Raw genomic sequence first — 26903 nt, forward strand, 5'->3', positions numbered from 1 at the left:
ACCGCCTCGACTTTACGTGCCTTGCTAAACTGCCTTATCGTCTTCATTCACTTCTTGGGCCTGCTGGCTCTCCCATTAATCTAGCTGACAGGCTAGAATGGAAGCAATAGCGGCCGTGGGTTCTGGCTTAAGCATTTCTCCGTGGCTACAATGCATGTCATGAACTTTTATTTCCCCAAGCACATATGGTTTCCACGCATCAGGCGTCACTACCGTTTCACATCCAGCCTCTGCTACCGTGGCTCGAAACAATAGCGCATCACCGCTATACTGCGATGGAAAATAATCTTTTACGATACGCACATTATTCTTTGCAATTTTCTCAATGTTTTCCAATAAATGCTTATCCATCGCCGAGATTAACTCATTGCCATAGTGATAGGCGAACACATCTCTAACTATCGCCTGGTCAAGTTGATTTGCTTCCTCTTCAAAAGCTTTGCCCGCAAAAGGAGGACTATCTAGTAACCCCAGCAACGCCACTTTTTCGCCTTCGTGTTCGAGTCGGACAGCCATGCTATGCGCCACTATGCCACCGAAGCTCCATCCTAATAAGCAGTAAGGTCCTTTGGGCTGAACATGGCGCATTTGCTCAAGATAGTCTGACACCATCTCGTCAAGGGTAGACGCAAGCGGGCTTGTTCCATCGAACCCACGAGCCTGCAAGCCATAGAGGGGCTGATCCGGGTGAAGGTAATTGGACAGACCCATATAGCTCCAGCTCAAACCAAATCCGGGATGGATGCAGAAAAGAGCAGGACGACTGCCTGTGGGTTTAAGAGGAAGTAGAACAGAAAACGAGTTTTCTTGGATCCCGTCATGTTTAACGAAATGGCGTGCTAAGCCTGCGAGAGTGGGTGCCTCAAACAACGTGCGAATAGCAAGGTCAATCCCTAACGCTGTACGTACACGACTGATCAAGCGCATGGCGAGCAGCGAGTGGCCGCCGAGCGCAAAGAAGCTGTCGTGCCGACCCACACGCTTCACACCCAAGAGCTCAGCCCAGATCTCGGCTAACGTCGTCTCCAGCTCGCCTTGCGGCGCTTCATACGCTTGATGCGCCAGTGCCGCCTCATCCGGTGCGGGCAGTGCACGCCGATCGAGCTTGCCGTTGGGCGTTAGCGGCCACGCGTCCACCCGCACAAACGCACTGGGGACCATATACTCAGGCAGCTTCGCCGCCACCTGCGCGCACAGTGTGCTCGCCAGTGGCTCATCCGCTTCGGCCTGTACATACGCGACAAGCCGCTTGTCCAAGCCCTCACCGGTTGCCAGCACCACCGCCTCGCGCACCTGCGGATGCGCCGTTAAGCACGCTGCGATCTCGCCCAGCTCAATGCGAAAGCCGCGAAGCTTGACCTGATCGTCATTGCGACCCAAGAACTCCAGATTGCCGTCGGCCCGATAACGGGCCACATCCCCGGTCTTATACAGCCGTGCATCCGCATCCTCTGAGAACGGATCCGGCACAAAGCGCTCGGCAGTCAGCTCCGGGCGGTTCAGATAGCCCCGTGCCACCCCCGCACCACCAATAGATAACTCACCCACCGCACCCAGCGGCACCGGCTGGCTGTGCGCATCGAGCAGATACACGCGCGTGTTCCCGATTGGCCGGCCAATCGGGACCTCACCACTGAAGTCACGTGCACCACGCCATACCGTGGCACAAACGGTCGCCTCCGTGGGACCGTAGGCATTAAAGACCGTGCCTTGGTCGGCCAAGTCTCGAACCAGCGTTGCACTGGGCGCTTCGCCTGCTAGAATCAGCGTTAAGGACGGACCAAAGCTAAGCAAATCTGTGCCATGTTGAAGTAGTGCAGGCGGTAACGTCGCGTGCGTAATCGCATGGCTTGCCAAATAGTCACGCAGAGCATGCCGATCATGCCGGGCCGCCTCGGGTGGCAGATACAACGCTACACCGCTGCCAAAAGCCATAAAGATTTCGGATGCACTCGCATCAAAGCTGAACGACGCAAATTGCAAAATACGGCTGGTTGGCTGCACGCCAAAACAGGCGATCTGCGCCAGAGCAAGGTTTACCATACCCCGATGCTCGACCATCACCCCCTTGGGCGTGCCGGTCGAGCCCGACGTGTAGATCACATACGCCAGATGCCGGGCCGTCAGGCCCGCCACCGACGGATTGGTGCCCGGCAACGCCGGCAAGGTGGCCGGATCGAGCACCGTGCACTCGGCCAGCGCCGCCTCGCCCAACGCAGCGCGCCCCACCGCATCGGCCAGCACCATGCTCGGCGCCGCATCGGCGAGGATGTGCGCCAAGCGCTCACTCGGATAGCTCGGATCCAGCGGCACATACGCGCCCCCGGCCTTTAAAATCGCCAACAACCCCACGACCAGCGCAGCACTGCGCTGCACGCAGATCGCCACCCGCGTGTCCGGCCTGACGCCCCACTCGATCAACTGGTGCGCGAGGCGATTGGCTCGTGCATTGAGCTGTGCATAGCTCAACGTTTGATCCTCATAGACCAGCGCCGGCGCCTCGGGCGTGCGCTCGACCTGCGCCTCAAATAACTGGTGCACGCACATATGCGACGGATACGCCCGCTGCGTCGCGTTCCATGTCTGCAGCAGCAACTGACGCTCGGCCGGTGACAGCAGCTCAAGCGTTGCAACCGGCTGCTGGGGATGAGCCACCATCGCCTGCAACATGGCCTGCAGATAGCCGACGTACCGCTCGATCGTCGCGGGATCGAACAGCGCCGTCGCATACCCTAAGCGGCCGACAATCTCATCGCCTGTATCAGACAAGTTCAGCTCGAGATCGCACTTCACGGCGTCATACTCCAGCTCAGCCGGCGTGGCCGTGAGCCCGGGTAAGCGCCACTGCCCTGTCTCATTGCTCTGCCATGCCAACATCACTTGAAACAGCGGCGTATGATTCAATCGACGCGGCGGCTGCACGATCTCCACCACTTGCTCAAACGGCAGATCTTGATGCGCTTGCGCGTCCAGCGTCGTGCGCCGCACGCGCGTGAGCAGCTCTACGGTATCGGGCTCGTCCGACAAATCCACGCGCAACGCCAGCGTATTGACAAAAAAACCAATCAACGGCTCAATCTGTGGATGGTGACGATTAGCGCTGGGCGTGCCGATGACCACATCACACTGGCCGGACAGGCGCGCGAGCACCGCGCTCCACGCCGCGAGCACCGTCATAAATAGCGTCGTGCCGTACTCCCCACTTAAGCGCTTGAGCGCTTGCGTCGTGGCCGCATCCATGCGCACCGGCACCTGTGCACCGACAAACGACTGTTGTGCCGGGCGCGGCCGATCGGTCGGTAGCTCAAGCAGCACCGGCGCGTCGGCGAGCGTCGCGCGCCAGTAGTTGCTTTGCGCCTGCAGCCGCTCACCCGTGAGCCACTGTCGTTGCCACGCCGCATAGTCCGGATACTGAACCGACAGCGGCGGTAGCGCATCGGCTTGCACCCCCATGCTCGCCGCGTACAGTGCACTTAACTCGCGCGTGAGTACCCCAAGCGACCAGCCGTCCGACACAATATGGTGCTGTGTGAGCACGCACTGATAGTTGTCATCGGCGAGCTGAACGACGCATGCGCGCATCAGCGGCCCGCACGCCAGATCGAATGGCGCGTGCGCGGCTTCGTGACGCAAGCGTGCCAGTTGTGCCTGCGCATCCGGCGCCCCACGCAGATCATGCCAGCGCAGCGGCACGCCCCTGTCCGCCGGCAGCAGCCGCACCTGCGGCTGCCCCTCGACGCTTACAAACGTCGAGCGCAGCGCTTCGTGACGCGCCCACAGCACATCGAGCGCCTGTTGCCAGGCCGCTCGATCCAGTGGCCCGCGCACATGCAGCGCCAGCGGCATATGATACGTCTCACTGACCCCATCGAGCTGCGTGAGGAACCACAGTCGCTGCTGCGCGAACGACAGCGGCAAATGGCCTTCGCGTGAGACCGGCGTGATCTCGGGGAGCGTATCGGTGCCTTGTTGCAGATGGGCTTCGAGCGCCGCGGCAAACGCGGCCAATGTGGGCGTGGCGAACAAGGCGGCCAGCGGCACGTCAGCACCCAGCCCGCTGATCCGGTTCATCAACCGCACCGCCAGCAGCGAGTGGCCCCCGAGCGCAAAGAAGCTGTCGTGCCGACCCACACGCTTCACACCCAAGAGCTCGGCCCAGATTGCCGCGAGCGTCGTCTCCAGCTCGCCTTGCGGCGCTTCATACGCTTGATGTGCCCGCGCCTCGTCATCCGGTGCGGGCAGTGCACGCCGATCGAGCTTGCCGTTGGGCGTTAGCGGCCACGCGTCCAGCCGCACAAACGCACTGGGCACCATATACTCGGGCAGGCGGGCCGAAACATGCGCGCGCAGCGTGCTCGCCAGTGGCTCGTCCGCTTCGGCCCGCACATACGCCACCAGCCGCTTGTCCGACCCCTCACCGCACGCGAGCACCACTGCATCCTGCACCTGCGGGTGCGCCGTTAAGCACGCTTCGATCTCACCCAGTTCAATCCGAAAACCGCGGATCTTGACTTGCTCATCGTTGCGCCCCACGAACTCCAGATTGCCGTCCGGTAAATACCGTGCCAAATCCCCAGTCTTATACAGCCGCGCATCGGCGTCCTCTGAGAACGGATCCGGCACAAAGCGCTCGGCGGTCAGCGCCGGGCGGTTCCAATAGCCGCGCGCGACGCCTGCGCCACCGATGTATAGTTCACCGACTGCACCCAGGGGCACCGGCTGGCTGTGTGCGTCCAGCAAATAAATGCGCGTGTTGGCAATAGGTCGGCCAATCGGGACCGCACCGCTGAAGTCACGTGCACCACGCCATGCTGTGGCACACACGGTTGTCTCCGTGGGGCCGTAGGCATTAAAAACCGTGCTTTGGTCGACCAAGTTTCGAACCAACGTCGCACTGGGCGCTTCGCCTGCCAGAATCAGTGTTAAGGACAGACCAAAACTGGACAAATCTGCGCCATGTTGAAGCAGTGCTGGCGGTAAAGTCGCGTGCGTAATCGCATGGCTTGCCAAATAGTCCCACAAAGCATGCCGATCCTGCCGGGCCGCCTCGAGGGGCAAATACAACACTGCACCGCTGCCAAAGGCCATCCAGATTTCGGATGCACTCGCATCAAAGCTGAACGACGCAAACTGCAAAATGCGGCTGGTTGGCTGCACCCCAAAACAGGCAATCTGCGCCAGAGCAAGGTTCACCACGCCTCGATGCTCGACCATCACGCCCTTCGGGGTACCGGTGGAGCCCGACGTATAAATCACATACGCCAGATGCCGGGCCGTCAGGCCCGCCACCGACGGATTCGTGTCCGGCAACGCCGGCAAGGTAACCGGATCGAGCACCGTGCAGGATGCGAGCGCCGCGTCGCCTAACGCAGCGCGCCCGGCCGCATCCGCGAGCACAATGTTCGGGGATGCATCAACAAGAATGTGCGCCAAGCGCTCGCCCGGATACGCTGGATCCAGCGGCACATACGCACCCCCAGCCTTTAAAATCGCCAGCACCCCCACGACCAACGCGGCACTGCGCTGCACGCAGATCGCCACCCGTGCATCGGGCCTGACGCCCAACTCGATCAACTGGTGTGCGAGGCGATTAGCTTGTGCGTTCAGCTGCGCATAGCTCAGCGTCTGCGCTTCATACACCAGCGCCGGCGCCTCGGGCGTGCGCTCGACCTGCGCTTCGAACAACTGGTGCACGCACAAGTGCGACGGATAGTCCCGCTGCGTCGCATTCCACGTGTCAAGCAGCAACTGACGCTCCGCCTCGGGCAGCACCTGCAACCGCTGCACTGCGGTGTCGGGCACCGCCTCGAGCACGTCGGCCAAGCTGTGCAGCGCCCGCTGCATATACGCGCACACCCGCTCGGGCTCCAGCGGCGGCACGCTCTGGGCCGTTAGCCCCAACGACTGCCCATCATCTTCCACTGACAGCCCAATTGGATAATTGGTGCGCTCCTGCCCGCTCAACAGTTCCACACCCGATAGCCCGCTGCGCTCATTCGAGCCCATCGCATTGTGCCGGTAATTGAGCAGCGCACTGAAGAGCGGCGTGCCCGACGGCACGCCGTTGCAGCGCTGCGCGAGCGCCAGCGACGCATGCTCATGCTCGAGCAACGCCGCCAGCCGCGCATGCGTGCTCCGCACACACGCCTCCACACTGCCGTCCAAATCCACACGCAGTGGCAACGTATTGATAAAGAGCCCCATCGCACGATCGGCACCCTCACCCGCTTGCATCCGACCGAACAGTACGGTGCCAAACACCACGCGTGATTGGCCGCTCGCGCGCGCCAGCACCTGCGCCCATGCCAAATGACATAGGCTCGCCAGACTGACGCCCAACCGTTTGGCGTGCCCGCGCAGCCGGTCGTTCAACGCCGGCGGCAGCATCCGGTGGGCTTCGCTCACGTCACTGCCGTCGCGCTGTACCTGTGCGAGCCCAAACGGCAAGGTCGGCTCCACGTCCGCGAGCAGCTCGGTAAAAAAGCGCGCATGCTCGGCTTCACTGACACCCAACCTGGCTTGCGCGACCAGATGACGGAACGGCTGCGCCGGCGGTAGGGTGTCGCCTCGACCCTCGATGAACGCCCGCACCTGCGCGTGCATCACCTCCAGCGTCGAGTGATCGCCAATCAAATGGTGCAGCCGCTGCGTGAGTAGCCAGCGCCCCCTACTCTCCTGCGCAATCGCACAGTGCAGCAGCGGCGCTTGCGTCAGATCCAGCCGCGTGTGACGCGGATCAAAGCGCCGCGCCAATTGCGCCGCAATCGGCCCGTCAGCGGCATCCAGCGTCAGCTCGGTCACCGGCAACCGCACGTGGCGCCACACCACTTGCGCAGGCGTGGACACGCCTTCCCAGACGAACGCGGTGCGCAAAATATCGTGGCGATCAATCACCTGCTGCAGCGCGTGCAGATACTGGTCAAGCCGCGCGCGACTGTCGAAAGCCAGCTGCACCATCAGCAGATATGGATCGCCTGTGCTGGCCAGCAGATGGTGAAACAGTAGCCCGTCTTGCAGCGGCGACAGGGCATAAATGTCCTGGATATTGGCCCCCCCTCCCGGCACCTGCTCGACAATCTTATCAATGTCCGCTTGCGTCAGCTCAATGAGCGGCAGCATCGACGGCGTAATCGCCGTTGTGTCAGGCGTGATCGCGTTCGCAGGCACCACCACGTCACGGCGCTGGCCCAACGTCTGCGCCAATGCAGTGAGCGTCGGTGCCTCAAATAGCGCCCGCACTGACACACTCAAGCCCCGACGCCGCAGACGTTCAATGAGCTGCACCGCCAGCAGCGAGTGGCCCCCGAGCGCAAAGAAGCTGTCGTGCCGACCCACACGCTTCACACCCAAGAGCTCAGCCCAAATCTCGGCTAACGTCGTCTCCAGCTCGCCTTGCGGCGCTTCATACGCTTGATGCGCCAGTGCCTCGTCATCCGGTGCGGGCAGTGCACGCCGATCGAGCTTGCCGTTGGGCGTCAGCGGCCACGCGTCCACTTGCACAAACGCACTGGGCACCATATACTCAGGCAGCTTCGCCGCCACCTGCGCGCGCAGTGTGCTCGCCAGTGGCTCGTCCGCTTCGGCCCGCACATACGCCACCAGCCGCTTAGCCGAGCCCTCGCCTGTTGCTAGCACCACCGCATCACGCACTTGCGGATGCGCCGTTAAGCACGCCTCAATCTCACCCAGTTCAATCCGAAAACCGCGGATCTTGACTTGCTCATCGTTGCGCCCCACGAACTCCAGATTGCCGTCCGGTAAATACCGTGCCAAATCCCCAGTCTTATACAGCCGCGCATCGGCGTCCTCTGAGAACGGATCCGGCACAAAGCGCTCGGCGGTCAGCGCCGGGCGGTTCCAATAGCCGCGTGCCACGCCTGCGCCACCGATGTACAGTTCACCAACCGCACCCAGTGGCACTGGCTGCCCGGGCGCATCGAGCAGATAGATCCTTGTGTTCGCAATCGGCCGGCCGATTGGCACGGTGTCCTCTGTGTAGTTTGCCGGGCAGCTCCAGGCCGTCACATCAATTGCCGCTTCCGTCGGACCATACAAGTTATACAGCTGCGCGCTCGGTAACAGTGTTTGGCAAAGCCGCACACTCGCCCCCGGCAGCGCTTCGCCACTGCAAACCAGCCGTTTTACAGACGTACAGTGCTGAACCCCTTCATTGTGCAAAAACAGGCTCAGCATGGACGGCACAAAATGAGCCGTAGTGATGCGCTGCCGAGTGATCAACTCTATCAAGGCAGCCGGATCTTTATGCACATCGGGTGCCGCCACAACCAGGGTAGCGCCATTGAGTAAGGTCCAGAAAAACTCCCAGACAGACACGTCAAAACTCACGGGTGTTTTCTGAAGCACACGATCGGCCGTCGTCAAACCATAAGCTTGCTGCATCCACACCAGACGATTGACGAGCGCCTGGTGCTCATTCTGTACACCCTTCGGGGTGCCAGTGGAGCCGGACGTATAGATCACATACGCCAGATGCCGGGCCGTCAGGCCCGCCACCGACGGATTGGTGCCCGGCAACGCCGGCAAGGTGGCCGGATCGAGCACCGTGCACTCGGCCAACGCCGCCTCGCCCAACGCAGCGCGCCCCACCGCATCCGCGAGCACCATGCTCGGCGCCGCATCGGCGAGGATGTGCGCCAAGCGCTCACTCGGATAGCTCGGATCCAGCGGCACATACGCGCCCCCGGCCTTTAAAATCGCCAACAACCCCACGACCAGCGCAGCACTGCGCTGCACGCAGATCGCCACCCGCGTGTCCGGCCTGACGCCCCACTCGATCAACTGGTGCGCGAGGCGATTGGCTCGTGCATTGAGCTGTGCATAGCTCAACGTTTGATCCTCATAGACCAGCGCCGGCGCCTCGGGCGTACGCTCGACCTGCGCCTCAAACAACTGGTGCACGCACATATGCGACGGATACGCCCGCTGCGTCGCGTTCCATGTCTGCAGCAGCAACTGACGCTCGGCCGGTGACAGCAGCTCAAGCGTTGCAACCGGCTGCTGGGGATGAGCCACCATCGCCTGCAACATGGCCTGCAGATAGCCGACGTACCGCTCGATCGTCGCGGGATCGAACAGCGCCGTCGCATACCCTAAGCGGCCGACAATCTCATCGCCTGTATCAGACAAGTTCAGCTCGAGATCGCACTTCACGGCGTCATACTCCAGCTCAGCCGGCGTGGCCGTGAGCCCGGGTAAGCGCCACTGCCCTGTCTCATTGCTCTGCCATGCCAACATCACTTGAAACAGCGGCGTATGATTCAATCGACGCGGCGGCTGCACGATCTCCACCACTTGCTCAAACGGCAGATCTTGATGCGCTTGCGCGTCCAGCGTCGTGCGCCGCACGCGCGTGAGCAGCTCTACGGTATCGGGCTCGTCCGACAAATCCACGCGCAACGCCAGCGTATTGACAAAAAAACCAATCAACGGCTCAATCTGTGGATGGTGACGATTAGCGCTGGGCGTGCCGATGACCACATCACACTGGCCGGACAGGCGCGCGAGCACCGCGCTCCACGCCGCGAGCACCGTCATAAATAGCGTCGTGCCGTACTCCCCACTTAAGCGCTTGAGCGCTTGCGTCGTGGCCGCATCCATGCGCACCGGCACCTGTGCACCGACAAACGACTGTTGTGCCGGGCGCGGCCGATCGGTCGGTAGTTCAAGCAGCACCGGCGCGTCGGCGAGCGTCGCGCGCCAGTAGTTGCTTTGCGCCTGCAGCCGCTCACCCGTGAGCCACTGTCGTTGCCACGCCGCATAGTCCGGATACTGAACCGACAGCGGCGGTAGCGCATCGGCTTGCACCCCCATGCTCGCCGCGTACAGTGCACTTAACTCGCGCGTGAGTACCCCAAGCGACCAGCCGTCCGACACAATATGGTGCTGTGTGAGCACGCACTGATAGTTGTCATCGGCGAGCTGAACGACGCATGCGCGCATCAGCGGCCCGCACGCCAGATCGAATGGCGCGTGCGCGGCTTCGTGACGCAAGCGTGCCAGTTGTGCCTGCGCATCCGGCGCCCCACGCAGATCATGCCAGCGCAGCGGCACGCCCCTGTCCGCCGGCAGCAGCCGCACCTGCGGCTGCCCCTCGACGCTTACAAACGTCGAGCGCAGCGCTTCGTGACGCGCCCACAGCACATCGAGCGCCTGTTGCCAGGCCGCTCGATCCAGTGGCCCGCGCACATGCAGCGCCAGCGGCATATGATACGTCTCACTGACCCCATCGAGCTGCGTGAGGAACCACAGTCGCTGCTGCGCGAACGACAGCGGCAAATGGCCTTCGCGTGAGACCGGCGTGATCTCGGGGAGCGTATCGGTGCCTTGTTGCAGATGGGCTTCGAGCGCCGCGGCAAACGCGGCCAATGTGGGCGTGGCGAACAAGGCGGCCAGCGGCACGTCAGCACCCAGCCCGCTGATCCGGTTCATCAACCGCACCGCCAGCAGCGAGTGGCCCCCGAGCGCAAAGAAGCTGTCGTGCCGACCCACACGCTTCACACCCAAGAGCTCGGCCCAGATTGCCGCGAGCGTCGTCTCCAGCTCGCCTTGCGGCGCTTCATACGCTTGATGTGCCCGCGCCTCGTCATCCGGTGCGGGCAGTGCACGCCGATCGAGCTTGCCGTTGGGCGTTAGCGGCCACGCGTCCAGCCGCACAAACGCACTGGGCACCATATACTCGGGCAGGCGGGCCGAAACATGCCGCGCAGCGTGCTCGCCAGTGGCTCGTCCGCTTCGGCCTGCACATACGCCACCAGTCGCTTGTCCGACCCCTCACCGGTTGCCAGCACCACCGCATCACGCACCTGCGGGTGCGCCGTTAAGCACGCTTCGATCTCACCCAGCTCAATCCGAAAGCCGCGGATCTTCACTTGCTCATCGTTGCGCCCCACAAACTCCAGATGGCCGTCCAGTAAATACCGTGCCAAATCCCCGGTCTTATACAGCCGCGCATCGGCGTCCTCTGAGAACGGATCCGGCACAAAGCGCTCGGCGGTCAGCGCCGGGCGGTTCCAATAGCCGCGTGCCACCCCCGCGCCACCAATATACAATTCACCGACCGCACCCAGGGGCACCGGCTGCCCATGCGCGTCCAACAGATAAATTGTCAGATCCGGAATCCGTGTGCCAATCAGACTGCCCGCTTGCTCGCTATCTTGCTGCCGAAGCGGCCGATACGTCACATGCACAGTCACTTCGGTAATCCCATACATGTTGATCAATTGCGGATAACGCTCGTCGTGCGTGGCATACCACGCCTGTAAGCTCGTCGGCTCCAGCGCTTCCCCGCCAAAGATCACATAGCGTAATTGATCTGTTAAGGCGCTGTGTGCTTGGCTGACCATCAACGCCTTAAAGGCACTGGGGGTCTGATTTAATACGGTGACACCCTGCTCACAGATCAACTGGTAAAAAGCGTCGGCAGAGCGAGCAATGGGATGAGGCACGATGACAAGCTTGCCACCATAACGCAGTGCGCCCCACAGCTCCCAGACCGAGAAATCAAAGGCAAACGAGTGAAATAGGCACCAAGTATCATGCTCGTTAAAGCCATACCATGGTTGCGTTGCCTCGAACAGCCGCGCCACTTGGACATGTTCGACCATCACGCCCTTCGGGGTGCCGGTCGAGCCAGACGTATAGATCACATAGGCCAGATGCCGGGCCGTCAGACCTGCCACCGACGGATTCGTGTCTGGCAACGCCGGCAGGGTAGCCGGATCGAGCACCGTGCACTCGGCCAGCGCTGCTTCGCCTAACGCAGCGCGCCCAGCCGCATCGGCCAGCACCATGCTCGGCGCCGCATCAGCGAGAATGTACGCCAAGCGCTCGCCCGGATACGCCGGATCGAGCGGCACATAAGCGCCGCCGGCCTTCAAGATCGCCAATAGCCCCACGACCAGCGCGGCACTGCGCTGCACGCAGATCGCCACCCGCGTGTCCGGCTTGACGCCCAACTCGATCAACTGGTGTGCGAGGCGATTGGCCTGTGCATTCAGCTCGGCGTAACTGAACGTTTGGTCTTCAAACACCAGCGCTGGCGCCTCGGGCGTGCGCTCGACCTGCGCCTCAAATAACTGGTGCACGCACACGTGCGACGGATACGCCCGCTGCGTCGCGTTCCATGTCTGCAGCAGCAACTGGCGCTCGGCCTCAGGCAGCACCTGCAACTGCTGCACTGCGGTGTCGGGCGCCGCCTCGAGCGCGTCGGCCAAGCTGTGCAGCGCCTGCTGCATATACCCACACACCCGCTCGGGCGCCAGCGGCGGCACGCTCTGGGCCGTCAGCTCCAGCGCTTGACCGAAGTCCTCGACCGATAGTGTCAGCGGGTAATTGGTGCGCTCCTGCGCGCTGAGCAGCTCCACACCCGGTAGCCCGCTGCGCTCATCCGAGCCCATCGCATTGTGCCGGTAATTGAGCAGCGCACTAAAGAGCGGTGTATCGGCCGGCACGCCGCTGCAGCGCTGCGCCAGCGCCAATGACGCATGCTCGTGTTCCAACAGCGCGGCCAGCCGCGCATGCGTCGCATGCACGGCGGCTTGCACATTGCCGCTCAGGTCCACACGCAGCGGCAGCGTATTGATAAACAGCCCCATCGCACTGTCGGCCCCCTCACCCGCTTGCATCCGACCGAACAGCACGGTGCCAAACACCACGCGTGGTTGGCCGCTCGCGCGGGCCAGCACCTGCGCCCACGCCAAGTGACACAGGCTCGCTAAGCTCACGCCCAGGCGCCGCGCGTGCGTGCGCAGCCGATCGTTCAACGCCGACGGCAGCATCCGGTGTGACTCGCTCACTTCACTGCCGTCGTGCTGTATCTGCGCGAGCCCAAACGGCAGGGTCGGCTCCACGTCAGCGAGCAGCTCAGTAAAGAAGTGTTCGTGTTCGGCTTGACTGACACCCAGCCGCGCTTGCGCGACCAGATGACGAAACGGCTGCGCCGGCGACAGGGTGTCGCCTCGCCCCTCGATGAACGCCCGCACCTCCGCGTGCATCACCTCTAGCGTCGAGTGATCGCCAATCAAATGGTGCAGCCGCTGCGTAAGCAGCCAGCGACCCGCCCTGTCTTGCGCAATCGCACAGTGCAGCAGCGGCGCCTGTGTCAGATCCAAGCGCGTGTGACGCGGATCAAAGCGTCGCGCCAATTGCGCCACGATCGGCTCGTCAGCGGGGTCCAACGTCAGCTCGGTGACCGGCAACTGTGCGTGGCGCCACACCACTTGCGCAGGCGTGGACACGCCTTCCCACACGAACGCGGTGCGCAAAATATCGTGGCGATCGATCACCTGCTGCAGCGCGTGCAAATACTGGTCAAGCCGCTCATGACTATCGAAAGCCAGCTGCACCATCAGCAGATACGGATCGCCGTCGCGCGCGAGCAGATGGTGAAACAGCAGCCCGTCTTGCAGCGGCGAGAGCGCATAAATGTCCTGGATATTGGCCACGCCCTGCGGCACCTGCTTAACAATCTTGTCAATGTCCGCTTGCGTTAGCTCAATGAGCGGCAGCATCGACGGCGTAATCACAGTCGTGTCGGGCGTGATCGCGTTCGCAGGCACCGCCACGTCACGGCGCTGGCCCAACGACTGCGCCAGCGCACTGAGCGTCGGTGCCTCAAATAGCGCCCGCACCGACACACTCAAGCCCCGGCGCCGCAGACGCTCAATGAGCCGCACCGCCAGCAGCGAGTGGCCGCCGAGGGCAAAGAAGCTATCGTGCCGGCCCACTTGCTTTACACCCAAGAGCTCGGCCCAGATTGCCGCCAGCGTCGTCTCCAGCTCGCCTTGCGGCACTTCATACGCTTGATGCGCTAGCGCCGCCTCATCCGGTGCGGGCAACGCACGCCGATCGAGCTTGCCGTTGGGCGTTAGCGGCCACGCGTCCACCCGCACGAACGCGCTGGGCACCATATACTCGGGCAGGCTCGCCGCCACCTGCGCGCGCAGGGTGCTCGCGAGCTGCTCATCCGCTTCGGCCTGCACATACGCCACCAGCCGCTTGTCCGAGCCCTCGCCGCACGCCAGCACCACCGCATCACGCACCTGCGGGTGCGCCGTTAAGCACGCTGCAATCTCGCCCAGCTCAATCCGAAAGCCGCGGATCTTGACTTGATCATCGTTGCGCCCCACAAACTCCAGATTGCCGTCCGGTAAATACCGTGCCACATCCCCGGTCTTATACAGCCGCGCATCGGCGTCCTCTGAGAACGGATCGCGCACAAAGCGCTCGGCCGTCAGTTCAGGGCGGTTCCAATAGCCGCGCGCGACGCCTGCGCCACCGATGTATAGTTCACCGACTGCACCCAGGGGCACCGGCTGGCCGTGTGCGTCCAGCAAATAAACACGCGTGTTCGCAATGGGTCGGCCAATCGGGATGCTGGCGTTTCTTTCCGGAACGCACGTGACCTTGTAAATCGTCGCAAACGTGGTGCTCTCGGTTGGACCGTAACCGTTGATCAGCTGCTCAGGAGGGGACTCGCCCATCACTTGCGCAACCAACCTAGCATCCAACACGTCTCCTCCGACAATTAATGCCTTGAGTTGAGAGAAGGCCGTGTCCACCTGGGCGGCCATCTGGTTGAACAAGCCAACGGTGAGCCACAAGATGCTGATGCGCTGTTCGCGCAACGTGTGCGCAAACGCACGGGGCATCAGCACAGTGTCATGATCAATCACCACAACGGTGGCGCCATTTAACAGCGGTGCCCACACTTCAAACGTGCTCGCGTCGAAAGCCGGGTTTGCCGCGAACGCCACACGATCATCGGTGCGAATGTCAACATAGCCATTGTTGATGACCAGCCGCGCAATCGCATAATGCGGCACCATCACGCCTTTCGGCGTGCCGGTTGAACCCGATGTATAGATCACATACGCCAGATGGCGAGCCGTCAGCTCGGCTATCGACGGATTGGTGTCCGGCCACGTCGACGGGGTAGCTGGATCGAGCACCGTGCACTCGGCCAGCGCCGCCTCGCCCAACGCAGCGCGCCCGGCCGCATCGGCCAGCACCATGCTCGGCGCCGCATCGGCGAGGATGTGCGCCAAGCGCTCACTCGGATAGCTCGGATCCAGCGGCACATACGCGCCCCCAGCCTTCAAAATCGCCAGCACCCCCACGACCAGCGCAGCACTGCGCTGCACGCAGATCGCCACCCGCGTGTCCGGCTTGACGCCCAACTCGATCAACTGGTGCGCCAAGCGATTGGCTCGTGCATTGAGCTGCGCATAGCTCAACGTTTGATCCTCATAGACCAGCGCCGGCGCCTCGGGCGTACGCTCGACCTGCGCCTCAAATAACTGGTGCACGCACACGTGCGACGGATACGCCCGCTGCGTCGCGTTCCATGTCTGCAGCAGCAACTGACGCTCGGCCGGTGACAGCAACTCAAGCGTTGCGACCGGCTGCTGGGGATGAGCCACCATCGCCTGCAACATGGCCTGCAGATAGCCGACGTGCCGCTCGATCGTGGATTGGTCGAACAGCGCCGTCGCATACCCTAAGCTACCAGCAATCTCATCGCCTGTCTCAGACAAGTTCAGCTCGAGATCGCACTTTACGGCGTCATACTCCAGCTCAGCCGGCGTGGCCGTGAGCCCAGGTAGGCGCCACTGCCCTGTCTCATTACTCTGCCACGCCAACATCACTTGAAACAGCGGCGTATAATCCAATCGACGCGGCGGCTGCACGATCTCCACCACTTGCTCAAACGGCAGATCTTGATGCGCTTGCGCGTCCAGCATCGTGCGCCGCACGCGCGCGAGCAGCTCTACGGTATCGGGTCCACCCGACAGATCCACGCGCAACGCCAGCGTATTGACAAAAAAGCCGATCAACGGCTCGATCTGCGGGTGGTGACGATTGGCGCTGGGCGTGCCAATGACCACATCACACTGGCCGGACAGGCGCGCGAGCACCGCACTCCATGCCGCGAGCACTGTCATAAATAGCGTCGTGCCATGCTTAGCGCTTAAACGCTTGAGCGCTTGCGTCGTGGCCGCATCAATGCGCACCGGCACCTGTGCGCCGGCAAACGACTGTTGCGCCGAGCGTGGCCGGTCGGTCGGCAGCGCCAGCAGCACCGGCGCGTCGGCGAGCGTCGCGCGCCAGTAGTCGCTTTGCACCTGCAGCCGCTCACCCGTGAGCCACTGTCGTTGCCACGCCGCATAGTCCGGATACTGAACCGACAGCGGCGGCAGCGCAGCGGCTTGCGCCCCAACGCTCGCCGCGTACAGTGCACTCAACTCGCGCGCGAGCACGCCAAGCGACCAGCCGTCCGACACAATATGGTGCTGCACGAGTAACATCACGTGCTCGTCATCGGCCAATTGCATGCCGCATGCGTGGATCAACGGGCCCTGCGCCAGATCGAACGGCGCGTGCGCGGCTTCGTGACGCAAGCGTGCCAGTTGCGCCTGCGCATTTGGCACACCACGCAGATCATGCCAGCGCAGCGGCACGCCCGTGTCCGCCGGCAGCAACTGCACCTGCGGCTGACCGGCGACGCTCACAAACGTCGAGCGCAGCGCTTCGTGACGCGCCCACAGCACATCGAGCGCCTGTTGCCAGGCCGCTCGATCCAGTGGCCCGCGCACGTGCAGCGCCAGCGGCGTATGATACGACTCACTGGCCCCATCGAGCTGCGCGAGAAACCACAACCGCTGCTGCGCGAACGATAGCGGCAGACTGCCTTCGCGTGACACCGGTGTGATCTCGGGCAGCGCATCGGTGCCTTGTTGCAAGTGGGCTTCGAGCGCCGCGGCAAACGCGGCCAACGTCGGCGCCGCGAACAAGGTCGCCAGCGGCACATCAGCGCCCAGCCCGCTGACCCGGTTCATCAACCGCACCGCCAGCAGCGAGTGGCCCCCGAGCGCAAAGAAGTTGTCGTGCCGACCCACCCGCTTCACACCCAAGAGCTCGGCCCAGATTGCCGCGAGCGTCGTCTCCAGCTCGCCTTGCGGCGCTTCATACGCTTGATGTGCCCGCGCCTCGTCATCCGGTGCGGGCAGTGCACGCCGATCGAGCTTGCCGTTCGGTGTCAGTGGCCAAGCGTCCACCCGCACAAACGCACTGGGCACCATATACTCGGGCAGGCTCGCCGCCACCTGCGCGCGCAAGGTGCTCGCCAGTGGCTCGTCCGCTTCGGCCCGCACATACGCCACCAGCCGCTTGTCCGACCCCTCACCGCACGCGAGCACCACTGCATCCTGCACCTGCGGGTGCGCCGTTAAGCACGCTGCGATCTCGCCCAGTTCAATCCGAAAACCGCGGATCTTGACTTGCTCATCGTTGCGCCCCACGAACTCCAGATGGCCGTCCGGTAAATACCGTGCCAAATCCCCAGTCTTGTACAGCCGTGCATCGGCATCCTCTGAGAACGGATCCGGCACAAAGCGCTCGGCGGTCAGCGCCGGGCGGTTCCAATAGCCGCGTGCCACCCCCGCGCCACCAATATACAATTCACCGACCGCACCCAGGGGCACCGGCTGGCTGTGTGCGTCCAGCAAATAAACACGCGTGTTCGCAATGGGTCGGCCAATCGGGATGCTGGCGTTTCTTTCCGGAACGCACGTGACCTTGTAAATCGTCGCAAACGTGGTGCTCTCGGTCGGACCGTAACCGTTGATCAGTTGCTCAGGAGGGGACTCGCGCATCACTTGCGCAACCCACCTCGCATCCAACACGTCTCCTCCGACAATCAATGCCTTGAGTTGAGAGAAGGCCATGTCCACCTGTGCGGCCATCTGATTGAACAAGCCAACGGTGAGCCACAAAATGCTGATGCGCTGTTCGCGCAACGTGTGCGCAAACCGCAGCGGGCATCAGCACCGTGTCATGATCAATCACCACAACGGTGGCGCCATTTAACAGCGGTGCCCACACTTCAAACGTGCTCGCGTCGAAAGCCGGGTTTGCCGCGAACGCCACACGATCACCGGTGCGAATGTCAACATAGCCATTGTTGATGACCAGCCGCGCAATCGCATAATGCGGCACCATCACGCCTTTCGGCGTGCCGGTTGAACCCGATGTATAGATCACATACGCCAGATGGCGAGCCGTCAGCTCGGCTATCGACGGATTGGTGTCCGGCCACGTCGACGGGGTAGCTGGATCGAGCACCGTGCACTCGGCCAGCGCCGCCTCGCCCAACGCAGCGCGCCCCACCGCATCCGCGAGCACCATGCTCGGTGCCGCATCGGTGAGGATGTGCGCCAAGCGCTCACCCGGATAGGCGGGATCGAGCGGCACATAGGCGCCACCCGCTTTGAGGATCGCCAGCAGCCCCACAACTAGCGCCGGCGAGCGCTCAACGCAGATCGCCACCCGGATGTCTGGCTTGACACCCAGCTCGATCAACTGGTGCGCCAAGCGATTAGCTTGTGCGTTCAGCTGCGCATAGCTCAGTGTCTGCGCTTCATATACCAGCGCTGGCGCCTCGGGCGTGCGCTCGACCTGCGCCTCAAACAACTGGTGCACACACCGATGTTTCGGATAGTCCCGCTGCGTCGCATTCCACGTGTCAAGCAGCAACTGACGCTCGGCCGGTGACAGCAACTCAAGCGTTGCAACCGGCTGCTGGGGGCGAGCCACCATGGCGCGCAACATCGTCTGTAGATACCCGACGTGCCGCTCGATCGTCGCGTGATCGAACAGCGCCGTCGCATACCCTAAGCGGCCAACGACCTCCTCACCTGCCTCAGATAAGTTCAGCTCGAGATCGAACTTCACGACCTCATACTCCAGCTCAGCCGGCGTGGTCGTGAGCCCGGGTAGGCGCCACTCGCCTGGCGCATTACTCTGCCACGCCAACATCACTTGAAACAGCGGCGTATGATTTAATCGACGCGGCGGCTGCACGATCTCCACCACTTGCTCGAACGGTAAATCCTGATGCGCTTGCGCATCGAGTGTCGTGCGCCGCACGCGCGCGAGCAGCTCTGCGGTATCCGGCTCGCCCGACAAATCCATGCGCAACGCCAACGTATTGACAAAAAAGCCAATCAACGGCTCGATTTGCGGGTGGTTACGATGGGCGCTGGGCGTGCCGATGACCACGTCGTGCTGGCCTGACAGGCGCGCGAGCACCGCGCTCCATGCGGCGAGCACCGTCATAAATAGCGTCGTGCCATGCTCAGCGCTTAAGCGCTTGAGCGCTTGCGTGGTCGATGCATCGATCTGCACCGGCACCTGCGCGCCGGCAAATGACTGTTGTGCCGGGCGCGGCCGATCGGTCGGTAGTTCAAGCAGCACCGGCGCGTCGGCGAGCGTCGCGCGCCAGTAGTTGCTTTGCGCCTGCAGCCGCTCACCCGTGAGCCACTGTCGTTGCCACGCCGCATAGTCCGGATACTGAACCGACAGCGGCGGTAGCGCATCGGCTTGCACCCCCATGCTCGCCGCGTACAGTGCACTTAACTCGCGCGTGAGTACCCCAAGCGACCAGCCGTCCGACACAATATGGTGCTGTGTGAGCACGCACTGATAGTTGTCATCGGCGAGCTGAACGACGCATGCGCGCATCAGCGGCCCGCACGCCAGATCGAATGGCGCGTGCGCGGCTTCGTGACGCAAGCGTGCCAGTTGTGCCTGCGCATCCGGCGCCCCACGCAGATCATGCCAGCGCAGCGGCACGCCCCTGTCCGCCGGCAGCAGCCGCACCTGCGGCTGCCCCTCGACGCTTACAAACGTCGAGCGCAGCGCTTCGTGACGCGCCCACAGCACATCGAGCGCCTGTTGCCAGGCCGCTCGATCCAGTGGCCCGCGCACATGCAGCGCCAGCGGCATATGATACGTCTCACTGACCCCATCGAGCTGCGTGAGGAACCACAGTCGCTGCTGCGCGAACGACAGCGGCAAATGGCCTTCGCGTGAGACCGGCGTGATCTCGGGGAGCGTATCGGTGCCTTGTTGCAGATGGGCTTCGAGCGCCGCGGCAAACGCGGCCAATGTGGGCGTGGCGAACAAGGCGGCCAGCGGCACGTCAGCACCCAGCCCGCTGATCCGGTTCATCAACCGCACCGCCAGCAGCGAGTGGCCCCCGAGCGCAAAGAAGCTGTCGTGCCGACCCACACGCTTCACACCCAAGAGCTCGGCCCAGATTGCCGCGAGCGTCGTCTCCAGCTCGCCTTGCGGCGCTTCATACGCTTGATGTGCCCGCGCCTCGTCATCCGGTGCGGGCAGTGCACGCCGATCGAGCTTGCCGTTGGGCGTTAGCGGCCACGCGTCCAGCCGCACAAACGCACTGGGCACCATATACTCGGGCAGGCGGGCCGAAACATGCGCGCGCAGCGTGCTCGCCAGTGGCTCGTCCGCTTCGGCCTGCACATACGCCACCAGTCGCTTGTCCGACCCCTCACCGGTTGCCAGCACCACCGCATCACGCACCTGCGGGTGCGCCGTTAAGCACGCTTCGATCTCACCCAGCTCAATCCGAAAGCCGCGGATCTTCACTTGCTCATCGTTGCGCCCCACAAACTCCAGATGGCCGTCCAGTAAATACCGCGCCAAATCCCCGGTCTTATACATTCGCGCATCGGGCTCGTCCACGAACGGATCGCGCACAAAACGCTCGGCGGTCAACTCCGGTCGGTTCCAATATCCGCGTGCCACCCCCGCGCCACCAATATATAACTCACCGACCGCGCCTAATGGCACTGGCTGGCCATGCGTATCAAGCAGATAAACGCGCGTGTTTACAATGGGTCGCCCAATTGGAATAGTGTTTTCTGCGCACGCTGCGGGGCACGTCCAAAACGTTGTACCAAGGGCATTTTCAGTGGGGCCATACAAATTGTGAACTTGCGCGTCAGGCAGCAGCGTTTGACACCGCTGGGCAGTCGCACCGGGCAGCGCTTCACCACTGCAAATCAAATGCTTCACCGATGTGCAGCGCTGAACACCTTCCGTATCCAAAAAAATGCTGAGCATGGATGGTACAAAGTAAACCGTCGTGATGCGCTGCCGGGCAATGAGATCCATCAAGGCAACCGGCTCTTTATGAACGTCGGCGTCTGCTACCACAAGGGTCGCGCCATTGAGCAACGTCCCAAAGAGTTCCCAGATTGAGATATCAAAGTTAAAGGGTGTTTTTTGGAGAACGCGATCGGCAGGCGTCAGACTATAACCGCGTTGCCGCTCAATCAGCGCCTGATCTTCATTTAGCGTACCGTTAGACTGTGTCACCTCGAATAAGCGTGTAATTTGCACATGTTCGATCATCACGCCCTTCGGCTTGCCGGTGGAGCCAGACGTGTAGATGACATAGGCAAGATGGCGAGGAGTCAGCTCGGCTACCCGTGGATTGGGTACAGCTTGATCGAGCAGTACCTCAGGCTCAAGTACGGTTCGGCACGCAAGCGCCGCTTCCCCCAACGTGGCCCTGCCCGTTGCATCAGCTAGGACGATCGTTGGTGCTGCATCATTCAGAATATGTGCAAGGCGCTCGGACGGATACGCAGGATCAAGTGGCACACAAGCGCCGCCAGCCTTCACGATCGCCAATAGCCCCACGACCATTGCCGGCGAGCGCTCGACGCAGATTGCCACTCGTGCATCCGGCTCAACACCCAATTCAATGAGCCGATGTGCAAGGCGATTGGCCCGTGCATTGAGCTGCGCATAGCTTAGTGTCTGCTCTTCATACACCAGCGCAGTAGCATCGGGACTGCGCTCGACCTGCGCCTCGAACAGCTGATGAAGGCACGGGTGCGCTGGATAGGGGGCTGTTGTCGTGTTCCATGTCTGCAGCAACAACTGACGCTCGGCCGGTGACAGCAACTCAAGCGTTGCGACCGGCTGCTGGGGATGAGCCGCCATCGCCTGCAACATCGTCGTCAGATACCCAACGTGCCGCTCAATCGTCGCGGGGTCAAACAACGCGCTCGCATAGCACAATGCCCCAATAATCTCCTCGCCTGCTTCATACAGGTGCATTTCCAAGTCAAACCGGACCCTGTCGTAATCGAGCTCGGCAGGCGTGACATCCAGTCCGGGTAAGCGCCACTGCCCTGTCTCATTACTCTGCCACGCCAACATCACTTGAAACAGCGGCGTATGATTCAATCGACGCGGCGGCTGCACGATCTCCACGACTTGCTCAAACGGCAGATCCTGATGCGCTTGTGCGTCGAGTGTCGTGCGCCGCACGCGCGCGAGCAGCTCTACGGTATCGGGCTCGTCCGACAAATCCACGCGCAACGCCAGCGTATTGACAAAAAAACCAATCAACGGCTCAATCTGTGGATGGTGACGATTAGCGCTGGGCGTGCCGATGACCACATCACACTGGCCGGACAGGCGCGCGAGCACCGCGCTCCACGCCGCGAGCACCGTCATAAATAGCGTCGTGCCGTACTCCCCACTTAAGCGCTTGAGCGCTTGCGTCGTGGCCGCATCCATGCGCATCGGCACCTGTGCGCCGGCAAACGACTGTTGCCCCGAGCGTGGCCGGTCGGTCGGCAGCGCCAGCAGCACCGGCGCGTCGGCGAGCGTCGCGCGCCAGTAGTTGCTTTGCGCCTGCAGCCGCTCGCCCGTGAGCCACTGTCGTTGCCACGCCGCATAGTCCGGATACTGAACCGACAGCGGCGGTAGCGCATCGGCTTGCGCCCCAACGCTCGCCGCGTACAGTGCACTCAACTCGCGCGCGAGCACGCCAAGCGACCAGCCGTCCGACACAATATGGTGCTGCACGAGTAACATCACGTGCTCGTCATCGGCCAATTGCATGCCGCATGCGTGGATCAACGGGCCCTGCGCCAGATCGAACGGCGCGTGCGCGGCTTCGTGACGCAAGCGTGCCAGTTGCGCCTGCGCATTTGGCACACCACGCAGATCATGCCAGCGCAGCGGCACGCCCGTGTCCGCCGGCAGCAACTGCACCTGCGGCTGACCGGCGACGCTCACAAACGTCGAGCGCAACGCTTCGTGACGCGCCCACAGCACATCGAGCGCCTGTTGCCAGGCCGCTCGATCCAGTGGCCCGCGCACGTGCAGCGCCAGCGGCGTATGATACGACTCACTGGCCCCATCGAGCTGCGCGAGAAACCACAACCGCTGCTGCGCGAACGATAGCGGCAGACTGCCTTCGCGTGACACCGGTGTGATCTCGGGCAGCGCATCGGTGCCTTGTTGCAAGTGGGCTTCGAGCGCCGCGGCAAACGCGGCCAACGTCGGCGCCGCGAACAAGGTCGCCAGCGGCACATCAGCGCCCAGCCCGCTGACCCGGTTCATCAACCGCACCGCCAGCAGCGAGTGGCCCCCGAGCGCAAAGAAGTTGTCGTGCCGACCCACCCGCTTCACACCCAAGAGCTCGGCCCAGATTGCCGCGAGCGTCGTCTCCAGCTCGCCTTGCGGCGCTTCATACGCTTGATGTGCCCGCGCCTCGTCATCCGGTGCGGGCAGTGCACGCCGATCGAGCTTGCCGTTCGGTGTCAGTGGCCAAGCGTCCACCCGCACAAACGCACTGGGCACCATATACTCGGGCAGGCTCGCCGCCACCTGCGCGCGCAAGGTGCTCGCCAGTGGCTCGTCCGCTTCGGCCCGCACATACGCCACCAGCCGCTTGTCCGACCCCTCACCGCACGCGAGCACCACTGCATCCTGCACCTGCGGGTGCGCCGTTAAGCACGCTGCGATCTCGCCCAGTTCAATCCGAAAACCGCGGATCTTGACTTGCTCATCGTTGCGCCCCACGAACTCCAGATGGCCGTCCGGTAAATACCGTGCCAAATCCCCAGTCTTGTACAGCCGTGCATCGGCATCCTCTGAGAACGGATCCGGCACAAAGCGCTCGGCGGTCAGCGCCGGGCGGTTCCAATAGCCGCGTGCCACCCCCGCGCCACCAATATACAATTCACCGACCGCACCCAGGGGCACCGGCTGGCTGTGTGCGTCCAGCAAATAAACACGCGTGTTCGCAATGGGTCGGCCAATCGGGATGCTGGCGTTTCTTTCCGGAACGCACGTGACCTTGTAAATCGTCGCAAACGTGGTGCTCTCGGTCGGACCGTAACCGTTGATCAGTTGCTCAGGAGGGGACTCGCGCATCACTTGCGCAACCCACCTCGCATCCAACACGTCTCCTCCGACAATCAATGCCTTGAGTTGAGAGAAGGCCATGTCCACCTGTGCGGCCATCTGATTGAACAAGCCAACGGTGAGCCACAAAATGCTGATGCGCTGTTCGCGCAACGTGTGCGCAAACGCAGCGGGCATCAGCACCGTGTCATGATCGATCACCACAACAGTGGCACCATTTAACAGCGGCGCCCACACTTCAAACGTGCTCGCGTCGAAAGCCGGGTTCGCTGCGAACGCCACACGATCACCGGTGCAAATGTCAACAAAGTCATTGTTGATGACCAGCCGCGCAATCGCATGATGTGGCACCATCACGCCCTTCGGGGTGCCAGTGGAGCCGGACGTATAGATCACATACGCCAGATGCCGGGCCGTCAGGCCCGCCACCGACGGATTCGTGTCCGGCAACGCCGGCAGGGTGGCCGGATCGAGCACCGTGCACTCGGCCAACGCCGCCTCGCCCAACGCAGCGCGCCCCACCGCATCCGCGAGCACCATGCTCGGTGCCGCATCGGTGAGGATGTGCGCCAAGCGCTCACCCGGATAGGCGGGATCGAGCGGCACATAGGCGCCACCCGCTTTGAGGATCGCCAGCAGCCCCACAACTAGCGCCGGCGAGCGCTGCACGCAGATCGCCACCCGCGTGTCCGGCCTGACGCCCCACTCGATCAACTGGTGCGCGAGGCGATTGGCTCGTGCATTGAGCTGTGCATAGCTCAACGTTTGATCCTCATAGACCAGCGCCGGCGCCTCAGGTGTTTGCTCGACCTGCGCTTCAAATAACTGGTGGATGCATAAGTGCGATGGATAGTCCCGTTGCGTCGCATTCCCTTCGACCAGCAGCCGATACCGTTCATCAGCGTCGAGCAGATCGATGCTGTCAATCGGTTGCGTGGCATCGGCAGCGAGCACTTGCATGAACCGGATAAACCGACGCTGATGCACGCCGAGCGCCTCCGCGCTGTAACACGCAGGATTGGCGTCAAAGTCAATTCGTAATTGATGGCTATTGAGTGTCCAATAGACACCGAGCATCAAATCGTCAACCGGACCAGCGAGCAGATTATGGTTCGTCGATGAATGCCCGCCAAATAACAGCTCGTAGTCAAACGGCATCACGTTAACCTTGATGCCGAATAGTGACTGTCCGGGCGCCAGCCCAAGTTGACGCTGCAGCGCTTCGCTCGGGTAGCGTTGATATTGAAGTCCGCTTTGAATTTCCTTCGCCGCCTGCCGCAACAACGACAATAAGTCCATGTTCGGTTCGAATCTGAACCGCAGCGGAACGGTATTGGACACCATGCCAGGAATGTGCCAGTCTGCCCCCAAGCGGGCCGTCACTGGACAACCGAACACCACGTCCTGCGCGCCAGTCATCCGATACAGATACGCGGCCCATGCAGCGCTCAAGAACTGCGCCAGCCGGCCCGCATCCAGCACATAGTCGTCCACCCATTGGGTGGCCAGGTAAGTCGTCTGACGCAGCCGCTGCTGTAAGGCCGGGGCGGCGCGGCTTGCCAGCGTCGCGGGCCCAGGCCAATGGGCGCAGTGCTTAAGCCAATACGCTTCATCCTTTTTACGCTGGGCAGAGGTCTGATATTGCGCATCGCTTTCTAATAGCTGTCGAATCGAGCCAAAATCACATGCTGCGAGTGCCGTTCCCGCGCATCGCGCGCTATACACGTGTGCAACGCGTTGGGCGATCAGGTACTGGCCATATCCATCCATCATGATATGGTGATAGCGCTGATACCAGATCCATTGCGCGGGCGCCACTTTCAGCAACGCATAGCAAAAAAGCGGTCCCTGCATCAAATTTACCGGCTGTTGATAATCGGTGCGCATCCACGCCTGAGCCGCTGCCTGAGGATCGGCTTCTGACGTGAGGTCCAGCACCGGCATTGACCATGCGGGTGAACCAATCCTCTGCCGCAGCCCGTCATCGCTGTCGATAAAGTGCAAGCGCAGGGTGTCGGCCTCATCAATCACTTGGCGCAATGCCGCTTCAAAGACGGCCTGCTTAATCGCGCCTTCAATGACCGTGTACTGTGCAATGTTGTAGACGGGGCTGTCTGGATGCAGTTGCTGCGCGAGCCAGATCTCAGTTTGGGCAGTGGATAATGCATACGTAACGGGCGTGATGCTAGCATCCATAACAAAGCTCCGATTCAGGCGACCAAGCGACCTGATAATTAATAGGTGTACAAATCAATACAACGACGCGCTCAGAATCTATCTTTGCTTTTCAGGAACCACTACGGCTTTGATGACACGTCGCGTGCCATTCTTAGCTATCCACTGCGGCGATCAGGGCCGCCAGCACGCGTCAGTGCGTCGCTCGTGCACTTGACCGATCAATTATTACGCCACGATCAATTGCTTTAGCGAAAACGCTGAGCATAACGCGCTTAGCTGCACGTGGATTATTTAGCAACACGGCTACGCACCCGTTCGCTGACCCATGCGCTCGACGTTAACTGCTTCAAATCGCGCAAGCACTGTGCCCAGCTGTCATGAGCCGCTGCAAAGATTCAGGTAACCGCAGCGCTTAGCACCTGGTTGAAAGACTGTAAAGCGCCCGCCATGATGCACTCAAGTTCATTACCTTGGCTTAAAACGACAGGTCTTTAACAAAAGAAACGATAACTTGCAACTAGAGGTCACACGATCGTCCACGAGATGGATGGGGTACGGCTCAAGGACGTGTCTCAGGCACCCGTTCGTGATCAGAGCGGCAAGGTTGAACGGGCAACTCTAGAACTTTGATATCGCCGCATAACCGTACTACCGCCAATAGGCAAGCAGCG

At 62.1% G+C, this 26903-nt stretch carries 2 protein-coding genes and 1 pseudogene; all 3 read right to left on the reverse strand.

The features are described 5' to 3' along the window. Nucleotides 1-75: 75 nt before the first annotated feature. A complete protein-coding gene (locus RBRH_RS21320) occupies nt 76-10692 on the reverse strand; it encodes a non-ribosomal peptide synthetase (protein WP_013435680.1) in 10617 nt (3538 codons plus the stop codon). After that, nucleotides 10650-17729, reverse strand: a pseudogene (locus RBRH_RS21325) (amino acid adenylation domain-containing protein); the annotation flags it as partial. The gene RBRH_RS21320 and the pseudogene RBRH_RS21325, both read right to left, overlap by 43 nt. Further along, nucleotides 17653-26250 (reverse strand): non-ribosomal peptide synthetase, encoded by an 8598-nt coding sequence (locus RBRH_RS21330; RefSeq protein WP_013435682.1) that lies wholly within the window; start codon nt 26248-26250, stop codon nt 17653-17655. The pseudogene RBRH_RS21325 and the gene RBRH_RS21330, both read right to left, overlap by 77 nt. Nucleotides 26251-26903 lie beyond the last annotated feature (653 nt).

This window comes from Mycetohabitans rhizoxinica HKI 454 (genome assembly GCF_000198775.1).
GTDB lineage: Bacteria > Pseudomonadota > Gammaproteobacteria > Burkholderiales > Burkholderiaceae > Mycetohabitans > Mycetohabitans rhizoxinica.